This window comes from Burkholderia sp. THE68 (assembly GCF_009938265.1).
In the GTDB taxonomy this organism is placed as follows: Bacteria; Pseudomonadota; Gammaproteobacteria; order Burkholderiales; family Burkholderiaceae; genus Caballeronia.
In genome coordinates this window covers 1,823,521-1,838,914 of sequence record NZ_AP022315.1, presented here as the reverse complement: position 1 = coordinate 1,838,914, position 15,394 = coordinate 1,823,521, and the positions used below count along the sequence as shown (strand labels likewise).

The 15,394-nt window shown below is 62.0% G+C and carries 14 protein-coding genes and 1 pseudogene; 4 read left to right on the top strand and 11 right to left on the bottom strand.

The features are described 5' to 3' along the window. Positions 1-507: 507 nt before the first annotated feature. The 7 genes from iolB to BTHE68_RS08650 form a co-directional block, all read right to left on the bottom strand. Positions 508-1,320, bottom strand: a complete 813-nt coding sequence (iolB, locus tag BTHE68_RS08680) for a 5-deoxy-glucuronate isomerase (protein ID WP_162065983.1) — start codon at positions 1,318-1,320, stop codon at positions 508-510. Beyond that, complete coding sequence (gene iolE, locus BTHE68_RS08675) at positions 1,317-2,219, bottom strand: myo-inosose-2 dehydratase (protein WP_162065982.1); 903 nt, start codon at positions 2,217-2,219, stop codon at positions 1,317-1,319. The genes iolB and iolE overlap by 4 nt, the downstream gene beginning before the upstream one ends. Positions 2,220-2,282: 63 nt before the next feature. Further along, the gene (gene iolD, locus BTHE68_RS08670; RefSeq protein ID WP_162065981.1) at positions 2,283-4,163 is read right to left on the bottom strand and encodes a 3D-(3,5/4)-trihydroxycyclohexane-1,2-dione acylhydrolase (decyclizing); all 1,881 of its coding nucleotides are present in this window, start codon (positions 4,161-4,163) and stop codon (positions 2,283-2,285) included. After that, on the bottom strand, positions 4,160-6,154 hold the full coding sequence (locus BTHE68_RS08665; protein WP_162065980.1) for a bifunctional 5-dehydro-2-deoxygluconokinase/5-dehydro-2-deoxyphosphogluconate aldolase: 1,995 nt from the start codon (positions 6,152-6,154) through the stop codon (positions 4,160-4,162). The genes iolD and BTHE68_RS08665 overlap by 4 nt, the downstream gene beginning before the upstream one ends. A 10-nt stretch (positions 6,155-6,164) precedes the next feature. Then, the gene (locus BTHE68_RS08660; RefSeq protein WP_162065979.1) at positions 6,165-6,953 is read right to left on the bottom strand and encodes an ATP-binding cassette domain-containing protein; all 789 of its coding nucleotides are present in this window, start codon (positions 6,951-6,953) and stop codon (positions 6,165-6,167) included. Positions 6,954-6,966: 13 nt separating this feature from the next. After that, positions 6,967-8,133 carry an ABC transporter permease gene (locus BTHE68_RS08655; protein ID WP_162065978.1) on the bottom strand — a complete coding sequence of 389 codons (1,167 nt, stop codon included), beginning with the start codon at positions 8,131-8,133 and terminating at the stop codon, positions 6,967-6,969. A gap of 142 nt (positions 8,134-8,275) precedes the next feature. Further along, on the bottom strand, positions 8,276-9,328 hold the full coding sequence (locus tag BTHE68_RS08650; protein WP_162065977.1) for a sugar ABC transporter substrate-binding protein: 1,053 nt from the start codon (positions 9,326-9,328) through the stop codon (positions 8,276-8,278). Between the two features lie 227 nt (positions 9,329-9,555). Between BTHE68_RS08650 and BTHE68_RS08645 the strand changes: the two genes are divergently transcribed. From BTHE68_RS08645 to BTHE68_RS08635, 3 genes are read left to right on the top strand one after another with little or no spacing between them, the layout of a single operon-like run. Then, positions 9,556-10,434, top strand: coding sequence for a MurR/RpiR family transcriptional regulator (locus BTHE68_RS08645; protein WP_061180099.1), 879 nt, complete (start codon positions 9,556-9,558; stop codon positions 10,432-10,434). Beyond that, positions 10,424-11,428 carry an inositol 2-dehydrogenase gene (gene iolG / locus BTHE68_RS08640; RefSeq protein WP_162065976.1) on the top strand — a complete coding sequence of 335 codons (1,005 nt, stop codon included), beginning with the start codon at positions 10,424-10,426 and terminating at the stop codon, positions 11,426-11,428. Before BTHE68_RS08645 ends, iolG begins: the two co-directional genes overlap by 11 nt. Continuing rightward, positions 11,425-12,441, top strand: a complete 1,017-nt coding sequence (locus tag BTHE68_RS08635) for a Gfo/Idh/MocA family oxidoreductase (RefSeq protein ID WP_162065975.1) — start codon at positions 11,425-11,427, stop codon at positions 12,439-12,441. Before iolG ends, BTHE68_RS08635 begins: the two co-directional genes overlap by 4 nt. Positions 12,442-12,632: 191 nt before the next feature. On the opposite strand, the gene BTHE68_RS08630 is transcribed toward BTHE68_RS08635, so the two are convergent. The 3 genes and pseudogenes from BTHE68_RS08630 to BTHE68_RS37155 form a co-directional block, all read right to left on the bottom strand. Then, the gene (locus tag BTHE68_RS08630) at positions 12,633-13,001 is read right to left on the bottom strand and encodes a hypothetical protein (RefSeq protein WP_162065974.1); all 369 of its coding nucleotides are present in this window, start codon (positions 12,999-13,001) and stop codon (positions 12,633-12,635) included. 40 nt (positions 13,002-13,041) lie between these two features. Then, positions 13,042-13,347: pseudogene (locus BTHE68_RS37240) on the bottom strand (DUF6402 family protein); the annotation flags it as partial. After that, positions 13,325-13,990: a DUF6402 family protein gene (locus tag BTHE68_RS37155; protein WP_162065973.1), complete on the bottom strand. Its 666-nt coding sequence runs from the start codon at positions 13,988-13,990 to the stop codon at positions 13,325-13,327. The gene BTHE68_RS37155 and the pseudogene BTHE68_RS37240, both read right to left, overlap by 23 nt. Positions 13,991-14,194: 204 nt before the next feature. Between BTHE68_RS37155 and BTHE68_RS08620 the strand changes: the two genes are divergently transcribed. Beyond that, positions 14,195-14,422, top strand: a complete 228-nt coding sequence (locus BTHE68_RS08620; protein WP_061180102.1) for a sulfurtransferase TusA family protein — start codon at positions 14,195-14,197, stop codon at positions 14,420-14,422. 80 nt (positions 14,423-14,502) lie between these two features. On the opposite strand, the gene galU is transcribed toward BTHE68_RS08620, so the two are convergent. After that, entirely contained in the window at positions 14,503-15,384 is an 882-nt protein-coding gene (gene galU / locus BTHE68_RS08615; RefSeq protein ID WP_061180103.1) for a UTP--glucose-1-phosphate uridylyltransferase GalU, read from the bottom strand. Between the last annotated feature and the right edge of the window lie 10 nt (positions 15,385-15,394).

Below are 15,394 nucleotides of genomic sequence, written 5' to 3'. Positions count from 1 at the left end.
GCCGCGGCACAGGCGATCGGTCTTGGCACAGCAGTAGCGAGTGCCCTCAAAAGCCAGACCGGGCTTGGACCGCGCACGGTCTGAAACATCGCACCACATAACAGACTGGTTCAGCACGAAATGGCTCCGGCCCGCTACGCGGCCGATGGGTCAATCGGGTCTGCGTAGGCTTCTGCGCTTCTCTTTTCTCGTAGGTTCCCCTTGCATACCCGACGGCAGCGCGCAGCGCTGTGCCGAAGCTATTTCGTGCTGAACCCGCGCGCTTAAACAACTAGCTAGTCAGACCGTGCGCGGTCCACGCCCGAGATGGCCTACGAGGGCACTCGCTACAGACGCCACGAACAACGAGAATAGTGGCCAAATTGCGTGTGACCGTGGGCGTTTCGAGCTGCTTTCTTTGGTTACTTTCTTTGCAGCAGCAAAGAAAGTGACTGCCGCCCCGCACAGGGGCAGTGCTAATAGACCGACACGAACACGGGATCCGGCGATAATCCTGCCGAAAACCTTCTAGGTCGAAGCCTTGCTATCCCGCTCCACGATCCACTCATGCTTCGGATCGTTCTTGAAGTGCCACGTGCGCTTATCGCCTGCCATCACGTTCAGATAGTAGTTATCGTAGCCATACGGCACGACGACCGGATGATACCCACGCGGCACCATCACGACATCGTGATCTTCGACGGCCATCGTCTCGTCGAGATCGCGCTCGTCGGTGTAGACCCGCTGAAACGCGAAGCCTTGCGGCGGATTCAACCGATGGTAGTACGTCTCTTCGAGCGAACTCTCGACGGGCACATTGTCCTTGTCGTGCTTGTGCGGCGGATAGCTCGACGCGTGCCCGCCCGGCGTACGTACTTCGACGACGAGCAGCGACTCCGCCGCTTCGGTCTGCGGAAGAATATCGCATACGTAGCGCGTATTCGCGTCCCTGCCGCGCGTCGAGCGCTTCATCTGCGATGGCTCGATCAGACGCGGCGGATATTCGCCCTTGGCGGGCGCGCTCGCCACGCCGATCTGCGCATCGCGCTCCGCACGCACGATCGCGGCGAGCTTCGGCGGCACATAGACCGCAGACGGCGCGGCGTCCTCGAACACGCTGTCGCGCGAACCGATCGACTGATAATGCTCGTCGCCCGCTTCGACGCTCACCGTGCCCGTCAGCACGACGATGCAGCTCTCGCGATCCGCGTCGTACACGTGCACGACATCGCCCGCATCGAGCCGATACGCCGCGAAGCCGACATGCTTCCAGCCCGCCGATTCGGGCGTGACACGCGCAATGGTTTGTCCTTCGCGCGATGCTTTCACTAGCAGACTCATGCTGCCTCCTTGAAGGTTCCGTCGACGAGTGCGCGCAGGGTGCGATAGCCCTTGTCGGCATAGGCATAGCTCGGCGCGATCACCGGGTCCTGCTCGGCTTCCACGACGAGCCAGCCAGCGTAATCGTGCTTCGCGAGACACGCGATGATGCCCGGATAGTCGACGGCGCCATCGCCCGGCACGGTGAACGCGCCGTTGATGACCGCATCGAGAAAGCTCCAGTTGCGGTTGCGTGCAAGCTTCACGATGTCCGGGCGCACGTCCTTGCAATGCACATGGCATACGCGTGCGATGTGCTTCTGCAGCACAGTCAGCGCGTCGCCGCCCGCGAAGGTGATGTGACCCGCGTCGAACAGCAGTCCGACTGCATCGTTCGTCAGGGCCATCAGGCGATCGACATCCGCAGGCGTTTCGACATACGCGCCCATGTGATGATGATAGGCCACGCGCACGCCCCGTGAGAGCGTGAATTCGGCGAAGCGGTTCAGGCGGTCAGCGTATTCATTCCACTGTGCATCGGAGAAGAAGCGCGGACGTTGGTAGAGTGGTTTTGGAGCGCCCTGGATCGAATTGGCTACTTCGCCGTAGACCATCGCGGTTGCGCCGTTTTTCGCGAGCAGGTCGAGGTGAGGGGCTACGGCTTCGATTTCCTCTTCCGCGCTGCGTTCTGCGAGCCTGCCGGAGTACCAGCCGGAGACCAACGCCAGATCGTATTGCGCGAGCAAGGTTTTAAGCGCTTGTGGTTCGCGCGGGAACTTGTTGCCCAGTTCGAAGCCTTCATAACCTATCTGTTTTCCCTCCGTCAGTGCTTTAGACAAAGGCGTCTCGCCGCCGAGGGACGGGAGGTCGTCGTTCATCCACGACAGTGGGTTGATTCCTATGCGGACGTTCAGTGGCATCGGTGGTTCCTGTTTTACGTTACGCGCCTGCGTTTGTGAAATCCATGGAAAGGCAGAGCCACCTCAGCCTCGAGCTTCGATAGCCCGCTCATACTCCCCACGAGCCACGACCACCGCCGCGCGGTCCGACACCTCGGGCACGGCAACTTCCCACCACCATCCACCTTCCTCAGTCGGCCTCGCAGGATCAGTGTCGATCGAGATCAGATAACTACGATCCGCGCCGCGCGCGCGCGTCATCGCGGCCTGAAGTTCGTCCACGTTGGCCACATGCTCCGACAAGGCGCCCAGCGATCGCGCATGCATCGCGAAATCAATCTGCGGCGCACCATGCGCGCCTTGCTTGCAATCGTCGATGAGATTGTTGAACGGCGCGCCGCCACACGCCTGCTGCAACCGGTTGATGCAACCAAACCCGCGATTGTCGAGCAGCACCACGATCACCTTCGCGCCGAGCATGACGGAGGTGGCAAGTTCGCTATTCATCATCAGATAGCTGCCGTCGCCGACGGTCACGATCACCTCGCGCTCGGGCCGTGCGAGCTTCACGCCGAGACCGCCCGCGATCTCATAGCCCATGCACGAATAGCCATATTCGACGTGATAGCCACCCGGTTTCCCCGTGCGCCACAGCTTCTGCAAGTCAGCGGGCAGCGTGCCGGCCGCACACACGACGATGTCGTTCTCCGCCGAAGCATCGTCGGAGCGCTGCACTGCGCCGATGACATCGGCTTCGCGCGGCAGAAGGCCATCGGCAACAGGCGTGTTCGTCACATGCGCGACAGTCTCGCGCCAGTCGTTCGCGAGCCGATGCGAACGCGTCGTCCATTGCGGCGACGCGCGCCAGTCGCCCAGCGCTGCGGACAGCGCAGCGAGCGCGAGACGCGCATCGGCCTGCACGGCGACCGCGTCCTGCTTCAGCGCATCGAACGGATTGGCGTTGATCGCAATGAGCCGCGCCTGCGTGAAGAGCGTGTTCGATCCGGTCGTGAAATCCTGCAGACGCGTGCCGACAGCCAGCACACAATCGCTCGCATGCGCGAGCTCGTTCGCAGCCGATGCGCCCGTCACGCCGATGCCGCCGACGTTCAACGCATCGTCCCATGCAAAGGCGCCTTTGCCCGCCTGCGTTTCCGCCACCGGAATGCCGTGCTTGTGCGCGAAACCGCGCAACGTATCGGTCGCAAGGCCGTACAGCACGCCGCCGCCCGCTATGATCAACGGCTCGCGCGCCTCACGCAGCATCGTCGCCGCGCGCTCGATCTCGCTCGCAATTGGCGCGGGCGCGTGAAATTCGACGACGCGCGGCTCGAAGAAAGAAGCAGGGTAGTCGAACGCCATCGCCTGCACGTCCTGCGGCAGCGCGAGCGTGACGGGGCCGCACAAGGCCGCATCGGTGAGCACGCGGATCGCGCGCGGCAACGCGCTCAACAGTTGTGCGGGATGCACGATGCGATCGAAATAGCGCGACACCGCCTTCAACGCATCGTTGGCGGACACGCCGCCATCGTGACTGTCCTCGACTTGCTGCAACACCGGGTCCGGCGCGCGCGAGACGAAGATATCGCCCGGCAGCAGCAACACCGGCAAGCGATTGACATGCGCAAGCGCGGCCGCCGTCACGAGGTTGGTCGCGCCCGGCCCGATGGAGGTCGTCACGGCCATCATGCGCCGCCGCATATGCGCCTTCGCGTACGCGATCGCACTATGCGCCATCGCCTGCTCGTTGTGCGCGCGATACGTCGGCAATACATCGCGATGCCGATACAGCGCCTCGCCGAGGCCCGCGACGTTGCCGTGCCCGAAGATCGCGAAGACGCCGCCGAACAGCGGCTCGCCGTGTTCGGTACGCAGCGCTGCGAGATAGCGCACGACAGCCTGCGCCGTGGTCAGTCGAATCGTGGAACTCACGGCAGTTTCAGTTTGCGTTGCACGCTGGTTCATGCGGCCTGCTCCTGTTTGACCTGATGGTTTTCCACGTGCGAGGCGGAACGCGCATCGCGCCACGCGCCGATCAAGGCTTCGAACGTGCGGCGCACGCGTGCGATCAGCTCTTTGTCGTCGATCTCGTTGGCGAGCCATGCATGGCTCGGCTCATGAAAGATCGTGCGCCCGACCGTGAAGCCCCTGCATGTTTTCGAAGATGCCGCCGCCTTGAAGCCATCGCGCAACTGCTCGACGCCAGCCGACAGTCCGAGCAGCACGACGCCGCGGCAATACGGATCGCGCTCCGCGATCAGCGCGTCGATCGCGTGCCATTGTTCGGTGCTCATCGCTTCGAGCTTCCACCATTCCGGGTAGATGCCGAGGTTATAAAGACGCTTCAACGCGCGATGCACAGTGTCGTCATCGACGGGCGGACCGTTCTTGGGCACGATCACTTCGAGCAGCAGTTCGTTACCGCTTTCCTGCACGGCGTCGTAGAGCGCGCGCAGTTGCGCTTCCTGTTCGAGACGCACGTCGTGCGGATGATCGGGGTGATATTGCACGAGACATTTCGCGACGTGTTCGCGCGGCCATTGCGTCAGCGTCGTGCCGATCGAGCGGCCATGATCGAACACGAGCGGCAACGAGCCGGGCAACTCGACCGGCCGTCCGATCCACCAGCCTCGCCCGGTCGCGGCGTTCAACGCGTCCTGACCGTATCGATCATCGACCAGCACGCCTATGCGCCCTGCGAGCCCGAGTTCCTTCTCCGTCTGCGCGACGGCTTCGACGAACAGATTCTTCAACGTCGATATGCGCGCCTCGCTCGCGCCCGTTTGCTGCGCCAGATCGAAGAACTGGTTGCGATGATCGAAGGCGAAGCCGAGCACTTCATTCCATTGCGTGCGGTTCGGGCTCACACGATGCAGCCGCGCAAGCGTCGCGTCGCGGTCCGGGCGGCGCATGCGTACGGGGTCTTGTCGCGCGGCGTCGAGGAAGTAATCGAGTTCGGCGGGCGTGGGCATCGCGGGCGCGCAGCCGTGACGCGACACGACCAGCGCGCCGCATGCGTTCGCCGTCTGCGCACAGGCTTCGAGCGGCGCGTCGCGCAGCCATCCCGACAGGAAGCCGGACGCGAATGCGTCGCCCGCGCCGAGCACGTTGAGCACGTCCACTTCGACCCCGCCGTGAATCGGCGCATCGTCGATGGAAGCGGGCACCGCGCCCTCGATGATCGAGCAGCCGAGCGGCCCGCGCTTCACGACGAGCGTCGCGCTCGTGACCTTGCGGACCATCGCGAGCGCATCGATCAGATGGTCCTTGCCGCCCGCGATGCGGAACTCTTCTTCGGTGCCGATGACGAGATCGATCAACGGCAGGATGCGCTGCAAGTGCGCGGTTACGCCTTCATTCGCGATGAAACGCGTCTCGCCGTCCGCCTTGCCCGTCAAGCCCCACAACACGGGCCGATAGTCGATGTCGAGAATCGTGCGTACGTCGTTGCGTCGCGCATGATCCAGCGCGCGCCGGCTCGTGCGGTTCACCTGCTCGGTCGAGAAGTGCGTGCCAGTGATGAGCAACGCCTTCGATGACGCGATATACGCTTCATCGAAATCGCTTTCGTCGACGGCCATGTCCGCGCAGTTCTCGCGATAGAACACGAGCGGAAAGGTATCGCGGTCTTCGAGTCCGAGCAGCACGAGTCCGGTGAGCCGCTCGCGATCGATGCGCAGATGGCTCGTGTCGCAGCCTTCGCGTTCGAGCGTTTCGGTGAGAAAGCGCCCCATGTGATCATTGCCGACGCGCGCGAGCATCGACGATTTCAGGCCCAGCCGCGCGCAACCGAACGCGATGTTCGCCGACGAGCCGCCGAGATACTTTGCGAACGTGGCCACGTCTTCGAGCCGCGCGCCGACCTGCTGCGCATACAGATCGACGGCGATCCGTCCGAGGCAGATGATGTCGAGCGGGCGATCCGGCGCAAAGCGGGAGTGCGTGTGTTGTGTCATTGTGAAGTCCTCAGATCGTCGCGCCTTCGAGTTCGCTCATCATTTGCTGCATTTCGGCGCCGCCCGCCATCATGTCGAGCACTTCGTTCTTGCTGATGGTGTCCTTCGTGTAAGTGCCCATCGAGCGGCCACGATTGAGCAGCGTGAACGAATCGCCGATCGGATACGCGTGGTGCACGTTGTGCGTGATGAAGATCACCGAGATGCCTTTTTCGCGCGCCTTGTGGATGAGCTTGAGCACGTTGAAGCTCTGCTTCACGCCGAGCGCGGCGGTCGGTTCGTCGAGAATCAGCACGCGCGCGCCGAAGTGAATCGCGCGGGCGATCGCGAGGCATTGCTTCTCGCCGCCGGACATCGTGCCGATCGGCTGATGCGGATCGCGCACGTTGATGCCCATTTCCGCGAGCTTGTTGCGTGAGGTGACGGCCGCGAGATCGAGATCCATCACGCTGAAGAGTCCGAAGCGCTTCTTCTGCGGCTCGCGGCCCATGAAGAAGTTGCGCGCGACCGACAGCAAGGGCACGAGCGCGAGATCCTGATACACGGTCGCAATGCCGAGATCGAGCGCTTCTTTCGGCGAGTCGAAATGGACCGGTTCGCCATCGACGAGATAGTCGCCGGAAGAGGGCGCATGCACGCCCGCCAGCGTCTTGATGAGCGTGGACTTGCCCGCGCCGTTATCGCCGAGCAGGCAATGCACTTCGCCGCGTTTCAGCCGCAAGGTGACGCCGTTCAGCGCGATCACCTTGCCGAAAAACTTGCTGACGTTCTCGAGCGCGAGGATGTTGTCGTCGTTCATGTCGGTTCTCCGCTTATTGAGCTTGCGAGACGCGGCGGCGCACGTAGTGGTTGAAGAGCACGGCGAGCAGCAGCATCACGCCGAGGAACACGCGGAACCAGTCCGAACTCACGTTGGTATAAGTGATGCCGATCTGCACGACGCCGAAGATCAGCGCGCCGAAGCACGCGCCGACCACCGAGCCATAACCGCCCGTCAGCAAGGTGCCGCCGATGACCGCCGCGATGATCGCTTCGAATTCCTTTTGCAGACCACGGTCGGCCGCGGCCGAACCGATATCGCACACCTGCAGCACGGCGAACAGGCACGAGCAGAACGCGGTCAGCACGAACAGCGAAATCTTCACGCGCTTGACCGGCACGCCGACATTCTTCGCGGCATTGGCGTCGCCGCCGACCGCGAGAATCCAGTTGCCGTAGCGCGTCTTGGCGAGCACGAACGCGCAGATCGCCGCGAGCACGAACCACCAGATGATGACTTTCGGAATGCCCGGCACGAGCGGCTGGCCGCTGTCCAGCAATTTGCCGATGCCCATGTGCGCGAGCCAGGTGAACAGGCCGTGGAACGCGACGCCATGAAAGAGCGTGTTGGCGATCGGATCGTTCTGCGCGAGATCGCCGACGCCGGAGATGATGGTGCGGTCCGCGAACATGATCGACAGCGCAAGCGTCAGGCCGCGCAGGATGAACAGGAATGCGAGCGTGACGATGAACGAGGGCAGGCGCGTCTTCATCACGAGATAGCCGTTCAGCGCACCGAGCAGCATCGACGTCCCGAAGGCGAACAGGATCGACAGCGAGATCGGCCAGTGGAAGTAGACCGCGGGCAGCGCGACCATCATGCCCGCGAAGCCGATCATCGAGCCGATCGACAGGTCGAACTCGCCCGCGATCATCAAGAGACACGCGCCGACCGCGAGCAGGCCGAGATAGGCGGCGACCTGCGACCAGTTCATCACGCCGTCGAGCGCGAACATGCCCGACGAACCGGCGCTGAAGCCGAACACCAGAAACACGAGCACGGTGCCGGAAATCGCCGCGAATTCCGGGCGATTCAACAGATGGCCGAACCACGATTGCTGGCGCACGCGCTCATCCGAGGGCTTTGCCTGGTCAGGTGCCTCGGCGTTGTCCTGCTGAGGGTTCACGTGAGGAGGAAAGTGCTTGCCGGCTACGCCCATGATGGCTCCTTGAGACTTGAATTCGATGTAGTACCGATGCGCGCGTCCCCGCCGCGTCCGCGAAGGGACGCAGCAAGCGACGTTGGAGGCTGATAAAAGCGGGCGGCTCTAGCGTTGCCGCCCGAAGCAGGTCAGGCCGGGATCAGCGATATTGACCCGCGTACTTCACGACCTTGTCGAGATTTTCCTGAGTGATGAAACCCGGACCCGAGCGGATGTTCTTCGGTCCGTACGACGGCTGCAATCCGTAGGTTTCCAGGCGCGCCTTGAACTTCGGATTCGCTTCGAGGAGCTGGCGGATCTTCGCGGGATCGGTCGTGTGCTCCTTCTTCACGATCGAAAGCACGGCCACCGGGATATAGCCTTGCAGATACGGCTGCTGGTCGATCGCGAACTTGATCGTGCCGTCCTTGATGGCCTTCGCGATATCGTCGGAGAAGTCGAAGGTCACGAAATAGAGCTTGTTTTGCAGGCCCATCTGCGTGACGGCCTTGATCGTCGCCGAGGCGGGCGTCGGTCCGAGCGTGAGGATCGCCTGCGTGTCCGGATGGTTGCGCAGATAGGCCGAGACCTTCGACTGAATTTCCGTCGGATCCTGACCGGAGTCGATGGTCGATGCCTTGTAATCGATACCGAGCGCATCCGCGAAGCCCTTGCAGCGATCGAACGACACCGTGTTGGTCGCGATGTGGTTCACGCAGAGGAACGACTTCACGCCCGCGGCCTTGGCCTTCTTGCCGGCCTCGTTGCCCGCGACATATTCCGGCTGGCCGACATGCATGATCGCGTTCAGTTGCGCGCTTTGCTCTTCCGTGCCGGAGTTGATCGTCACGAGCGGAATCTTCTTCGCGGTGACCTTGTTGATCGAGCTCTTCAGGACATCGAAGTCCGCGATGGTGGTGATGACGCCGTCGTAATTGCGCGCGGCGGCCTGCTCGATCAGACGCGACATGTCCGCGATATCCCCGTTGGGCGGATTGCGGTAGTCGGTTTGCACGTTGAAGTCTTCGTCGGCCTGCTTGATGGCGTTCTTGATCACGTTCCACCACGAATCCGAGTCGGGCGCGTGGCTGATCAGCACGAACTTCGCGTCGGGCGCCGCGTGCGCGGGGCTCGCTGTGATCAATGCCGCACTGCACAACGCAGCAGCAGCCACCAGCGCGCGCAGCGCGGCCCGACCGTTGCAAATGGTCATTGTCTCCACCTATCTCGGTTGTTGTTTGGTGTGATGTTTTCGCGAGCCGGCACCGTACGGGTCGTGGCGGTGTCGTGCTCAGGACCAAGAGTAGGTCAGTTTTTGGTGGTCTGCAATAGAAATTTTATGTGTGCGACAAATGGAAAATACATTCCAATTTGCTTGCCGCGTTTCTATAATCGGTTCCACGGCGCTCGTCATCGGAGCGCGCACACTGAGCCACCGAAATGGATGAAACCAGCACCGAAGTCCAGAGCGTCGACGAACTGATGCAGCGAATCACCGACGCGTACGACTCGCTGCCGCGCCAGTTGAAGAGCGTCGCGACCTACATCGAACAACATCGCCAGAGTGTGATGATGGACCGCACGAGCGATATCGCGAGCGCGTGCGGCGTGCATGCGTCCGCTGTCGTGCGGTTCGCTCAGCGCTTCGGTTTCTCCGGTTTTTCGGACTTGCAGGCCGTCTTCAGGCAGGCGTACACGGGCGCCGGCGGCTCGCAGCAGAGCTATCAGCAGCGCATTCGCAAGCTCATCGACGAGAAGGCGGGCGAGGCGTCGGGCGTGTCGGTGGCGCGCGAGTTCATCGCCGCGAGCCGCACGGGTCTGGATGAGCTCGAAGCCGGTCTCGACGACGAGCAGTTCGATGCCGCCGTCGAGATGCTTTCGCAGGCCGAAAACATCTACGTGATCGGCGTGCGCCGCTCGTTCGCGGTGGCGAGTTACATCGTCTATGCATTGCAGCACACGAAGAAGCGCGTGCATCTGATTTCGGGCTTCGGCGGCATGTTCCGCGAGCAGGTCCGCAGCGTGAAGAAGGGGGACGTGGTGGTGGCGATCAGCTTCGCGCCCTACGGCAAGGAGACGCAGTATTGCGTGCGCGCCGCGCAGCATCATGGCGCGAAGACCCTCGTCATCACCGATAGCCAGCTTTCGCCGCTCGCGCGACACGCGAGCGCGAGTCTGTTCGTGAAGGAGGGCAGCGCATTCGCGTTCCGTTCGCTCACGAGCACCATTTGCCTGTGCCAGGCGTTGTTCATCGCGCTTGCGTACCGGCTCGAGTTGAATGTCGAGGAATCCAAGGAGACAGGTGGCTATGACGATTGATGTGGCGGTGTTCGGCGCAGGACGCATCGGCAAGATTCACGCGGCCAATCTCGCGCGGCAGCCGGGCGTGCGTTTGAAATATGTCGTCGATGTGAACCGCGACGCGGCTGCCGCGCTCGCGAAAGCGCATGGCGCGAGCGTCGCCGATGTCGATGGCGCGATGGGCGATGCTTCCGTCGGCGCGACGGTCGTGTGTTCGAGCACGGACACGCATGCGGAGTTGATCCTGGCGTCGGCGGCGCAGAAGAAGCATGTGTTCTGCGAGAAGCCGGTCGATCTGACGATCGAGCGCGCCCGCGCGTGTGCCGATGCGGTGGCGAAGGCCGGCGTGGTCTGCATGATCGGTTTTCAGCGGCGCTTCGATCCGACCTTTTCCGCGCTGAAGGCGCGCATCGACGCGGGCGAGATCGGCGATCCGGAGATGCTGGTCGTCACGAGCCGCGATCCGGGCGCGCCGCCTGTCGAGTACATCCGGCATTCGGGCGGCATCTTCAAGGACATGCTGATCCACGACTTCGATATCTTCCGCTGGATTCTCGACGATGAAGCCGACACGCTGCACGCCACGGGCAGTTGTCTCAGCGATCCCGCCATCGCCGATGCGGGCGACATCGATTCGACTGCCGTGACGATCCGCACGAAGCGCGGGCGCCTGTGTCAGATCAACACGGCGCGGCGCGCGGCGTATGGCTACGATCAGCGCTTCGAACTGCTCGGCAGCCTGGGCATGCTGCAGGCGGGCAACGTGCGGCCGACCGAAGTCACCGCGTACACGACGACGGCGGTGTCGAGCGACAAGCCCGAGGCGTTCTTTCTCGAACGCTATCGCGCGGCGTACGCGGCGGAAATCGCGCATTTCTTCGATGCCGTCACGACGGGCAAGCCGGTGCGTACCACGGTCGCGGATGGATTGAAGGCGCTGGAGCTCGCCGAAGCTGCCACGCTGTCGTGGCGCGAGAAGCGCATCGTCAGGCTTGGGGAGAGCGCGGCATGAATCCGGTGCGCGTGGGTATCGTCGGGCTCGGAAGGCTCGGGCGGCGTCATGCGGAGAATCTCGCGTGGCATGTGCCGGGTGCGAAGCTCGTCGCGGCGTGCAGTCCGGTGACGGATGAGCGCGAGTGGGCGCGGGCGAAGTTTTCGGAACTCTCGATTCATGAGGATTACGATGCATTGCTCGCCAATGCTTCGGTGGATGCCGTATGGCTCGTCACGCCGACATCGCTGCACGCGAGTCAGATCATCGCGGCGTTGCGCGCGGGCAAGCATGTGTTCTGCGAGAAGCCGCTGTCGCTCGATCTCGCAGAATGCGATGCCGTGATCGAAGCGCACGCGCGCCATCCGCATCTGCACGTGATGATCGGCTTCGTGCGCCGCTTCGACGCGAGCTATCGCGATGCGTTCGACAGCGTGACGAAGGGCGCGATCGGCCGGCCGTTCATGGTGCGCTCGCAGACGTGCGACAAGAACGATCCGGACGGCTTTTTCGTGCGTTTCGCGCCGACCTCGGGCGGGCTCTTTCTCGATTGCAGCGTGCACGACATCGATCTCGCGCGCTGGCTGCTCGGCAATCCGAAACCCAGGCGCGTGTATGCGAGCGGCACGATCGCAATTCACGAAGGCTTGCGCGAGTGCAATGACATCGATAACGGCGTGGGCACCATCGAATTCGAGGATGGGCGGCTTGCGGTGCTCTACGCGTCGCGCACGATGGCGCATGGCCACGATACGCAGACGGAGGTGATCGGCACGGCGGGCGCGTTGTCGGTGGGGCGCAATCCGCGTGCGAATCGCGTCGAAATCGCTGATAAGCACGGTATGCGCAACGCATGCACACCGACGTTTTTCGAGCGTTTCGAGGATGCGTTTCTGCGCGAGGCGCAGGCGTTCGTGGCGCTGCTCGGGGACGGCACGCCGACGGGGTTGACGCTTGCGGATGCAAGGGAAGCGACGCGCATCGGTATCGCGATGCGGCAGGCTTATGAAAGTGGGAGGGCGGTGGAGTTGTGATTGTCCCGAGGCCGGCATCGGTCGATGCGGGTCTTTAACCGACGACCAGTTGTGGTTGCGCTTCGAGCGTCAGGGTCTGGCCGATGAGTGCCTGTGACTCGTCGTGGTATCGACGGGCTTCGTTACGTGCTGCACAGGGGTGTTTTGCGGCTCGCAAATGGAATGGGTCTCGAAGGACAAGAGGAGTGCATTCAAAGGATTGCAGCTTTCAGGCGATCGAACCAAGTCGGAGGCAATGTTACGAAGGAGGATTCGTCGCCGCCCCGAGAAAATGCCACGCTGTCCTCTGACCACGACAAATCAGGCACTGGCGTGCTAAAAGTTCGCTCGACGAGAAGTACGCCAGATTTGCTGTCGTAGACTCTGCCTTGATAGTCGGAATTACCTCCCGGTCGCCATTCGAGCAGGCAGCGCTCGGCGATGTAAGCGCCGTCGGGCGAACCTTGTCTGACGCAATCGCGGCCTGTGGGGCGAAAGCCGAATCTGATCAGGCAGATAGAAACAAAGCCGACCGTGAACAGGGCCGCCACCCATTTCATCATTTTTGCCAACCGAGTCATAACAGTACTCTGATGGGCGGATCACGCCTTTCGCACTCCAGTGCCCCAGATACTGTGAAACGGAATCCGGCTCACTGGAAAAGGTGTAGTTGTCTTTGATGTACACGTAAATCCCGGAAACATACGCTTCGGTTCCCGTATCGTTGAAGGTCGCGAATGCGATAGCCGCATAGATATTGAACGAGCCCAAGGCGCCCGTCAGGTCAGTCGGTACGCCGTTGTTGTGGACATTGGCCTCCAGAAGTGCGCCGATTTTCTGGTCGAGCGAACTGCCGACATTAGCAAGCTGAAACTGAAATTGCTGATGGAGCGTGGGTAGTGAGTTACCACACAATCTGCCACGCATCAAGCGTGAAAGAGGGCAGGTTATAACGCCGCAAGATCGTTCTCAGCGCGTTCACGGCATTAGGCGTTTTAATGCGCGATGTCACAAGGTCATCGTAGCGATCCTTCGCGCTCTGATAGCTCAACACCCAGTCGAGTTTGATGGTTGTCGTATCGTACATGCTCGCGGCATACGGTTTGCCATTCTGATCGATCTCGGCTTTTTCGTCGGGATCCGTTGGCGAAAAATTGAGCTCGCCTGCAAACCATCGTTCCATCAACCTGGCGGAGACCGGCATGAGCTCTCGTCGCATCGCGCCGGGAATCTCCTGGATGTCGAAGGGAGGCGCCGTTTGCTGCTCAGGTGCCGGTTTGGGTGGTTTCGGCGGATCGGGCGTGTCGAGCCACGTCTTGAAGCGTCTGAACGCACCGACCACGGTTGCGATGTCTTCCAACATCACATCCAAAGGGTCTCGCTCACGACGCAATGGCGTTCGAGGCTCGGACTTCTTCGCTACTGCATTCGACAAGCTCGGGGGCGCGCGGTCCATCGAAAGCGCGACGCCGTGAACGGGCCTGCATCCATCTTCGATGTCCCGATAGGACCATCGCCAGATCAAACGGTTGCGTTTGTAGTACGGGAGTGGCTGTTCGTCGATGCGCATCCGAGACGCCTCTGTTGTATTCCTGGAAGACAAGCAGAGCAAACTAACTGTGTTTCGCGCACGTATGAACCAGATAGGTCCGAAATCGGAAGTGCCGCCACTGGCTGCAGGTGCAAACGGTGCGGCGCTGCTGCCAGCCTGACCCTGCGCTAGAATCTCCCAATACGGGACACCAGTCAGTCAAGCAAAAGGATGCAAATCGCGATGGAAGTTCACAAAGAAGTCGACGCGCGCGGGCTCAACTGCCCGCTGCCGATTCTGCGGGCAAAAAAGGCGCTCGCCGACATGACGAGCGGTCAAATTCTGAAGGTGCTCGCGACCGACCCAGGATCGCAGCGCGATTTCGCGGCCTTCGCCAAGCAGACCGGCAACGAGATCGTCGAAGTGACAACGCAGGACAAGACGTTCACTTTCCTGATGCGTCGACGTTGATTCCCGCAAGCTGCGCCCAAAAACAAAAATGCCCGTCACGCAGGTGACGGGCATTTTTTTCAGCCGTTTCGGCCAGCGACTCAGCCTTCGAGAATCGGCGCGCGATTGCGCAGGTATTCCTCGAAATCCGCCTTCACTTCCGGATGGCGCAGCGCGAATTCCACCGTCGCCTTCAGATAGCCCAGCTTGCTGCCGCAGTCGAAACGCGTGCCGTGATACTTGTACGCGAGCACTTGCTCATCCGACAGCAGCGATTGAATGGCGTCCGTCAGTTGCAGTTCGCCGCCCGCGCCCGGCTTCAGCGCGCGGATGTGATCGAAGATGCGCGGCTTCAGCACGTAGCGGCCGACCACGCCCAGATTCGACGGCGCGACCGCCGGTTCCGGCTTCTCGACGATGCCCGCGAGCTTGAAGATGTTGTCTTCCCACTCCTTGCCGTCGATGATGCCGTAGGACTTCGAATCCTCCGCCGGAATCTCTTCCACGCCGATCACCGAGCTGTGATAGTGATCGAAGACTTCGATCATCTGCGTCATCACGGGCGGCTTGCCGTAAAGCAGGTCGTCCGCGAGGATCACGGCGAACGGGTTGTCGCCGACGAGCTTCTCCGCGCACAGCACCGCGTGGCCGAGACCGAGCGCTTCGGCCTGACGCACGTAGAAGCAGTCCACGTGGCTCGGCTTGATGCTGCGCACGAGTTCGAGCAGCTTGTCCTTGCCGCGCGCCTCGAGTTCCGCCTCGATTTCGTAGGACTTGTCAAAATGGTCTTCGATCGCGCGCTTGCTGCGACCAGTCACGAAGATCATTTCGGTGATGCCGGCGGCCATCGCTTCCTCGACCGCGTATTGAATCAGCGGCTTGTCCACGACTGGCAGCATTTCCTTCGGGCTGGCCTTGGTCGCGGGAAGGAACCGCGTACCCAGACCGGCGACGGGGAAAACCGCTTTGGTAACTTTTAGCATGTGACCCTGA

Excerpts from the sequence above, each read along its gene's own strand:
- iolG (WP_162065976.1), top strand. The coding sequence starts at position 10,424 with ATGACGATTGATGTGGCGGTGTTCGGCGCAGGACGCATCGGCAAGATT.
- BTHE68_RS08630 (WP_162065974.1), bottom strand. The coding sequence starts at position 13,001 with ATGACTCGGTTGGCAAAAATGATGAAATGGGTGGCGGCCCTGTTCACG.
- BTHE68_RS08655 (WP_162065978.1), bottom strand. The coding sequence starts at position 8,133 with ATGGGCGTAGCCGGCAAGCACTTTCCTCCTCACGTGAACCCTCAGCAG.
- iolE (WP_162065982.1), bottom strand. The coding sequence starts at position 2,219 with ATGCCACTGAACGTCCGCATAGGAATCAACCCACTGTCGTGGATGAAC.
- iolD (WP_162065981.1), bottom strand. The coding sequence starts at position 4,163 with ATGAACCAGCGTGCAACGCAAACTGAAACTGCCGTGAGTTCCACGATT.
- BTHE68_RS08665 (WP_162065980.1), bottom strand. The coding sequence starts at position 6,154 with ATGACACAACACACGCACTCCCGCTTTGCGCCGGATCGCCCGCTCGAC.
- iolB (WP_162065983.1), bottom strand. The coding sequence starts at position 1,320 with ATGAGTCTGCTAGTGAAAGCATCGCGCGAAGGACAAACCATTGCGCGT.
- BTHE68_RS08660 (WP_162065979.1), bottom strand. The coding sequence starts at position 6,953 with ATGAACGACGACAACATCCTCGCGCTCGAGAACGTCAGCAAGTTTTTC.
- BTHE68_RS37155 (WP_162065973.1), bottom strand. The coding sequence starts at position 13,990 with ATGCGCATCGACGAACAGCCACTCCCGTACTACAAACGCAACCGTTTG.
- BTHE68_RS08645 (WP_061180099.1), top strand. The coding sequence starts at position 9,556 with ATGGATGAAACCAGCACCGAAGTCCAGAGCGTCGACGAACTGATGCAG.
- BTHE68_RS08650 (WP_162065977.1), bottom strand. The coding sequence starts at position 9,328 with ATGACCATTTGCAACGGTCGGGCCGCGCTGCGCGCGCTGGTGGCTGCT.
- BTHE68_RS08620 (WP_061180102.1), top strand. The coding sequence starts at position 14,195 with ATGGAAGTTCACAAAGAAGTCGACGCGCGCGGGCTCAACTGCCCGCTG.
- galU (WP_061180103.1), bottom strand. The coding sequence starts at position 15,384 with ATGCTAAAAGTTACCAAAGCGGTTTTCCCCGTCGCCGGTCTGGGTACG.
- BTHE68_RS08635 (WP_162065975.1), top strand. The coding sequence starts at position 11,425 with ATGAATCCGGTGCGCGTGGGTATCGTCGGGCTCGGAAGGCTCGGGCGG.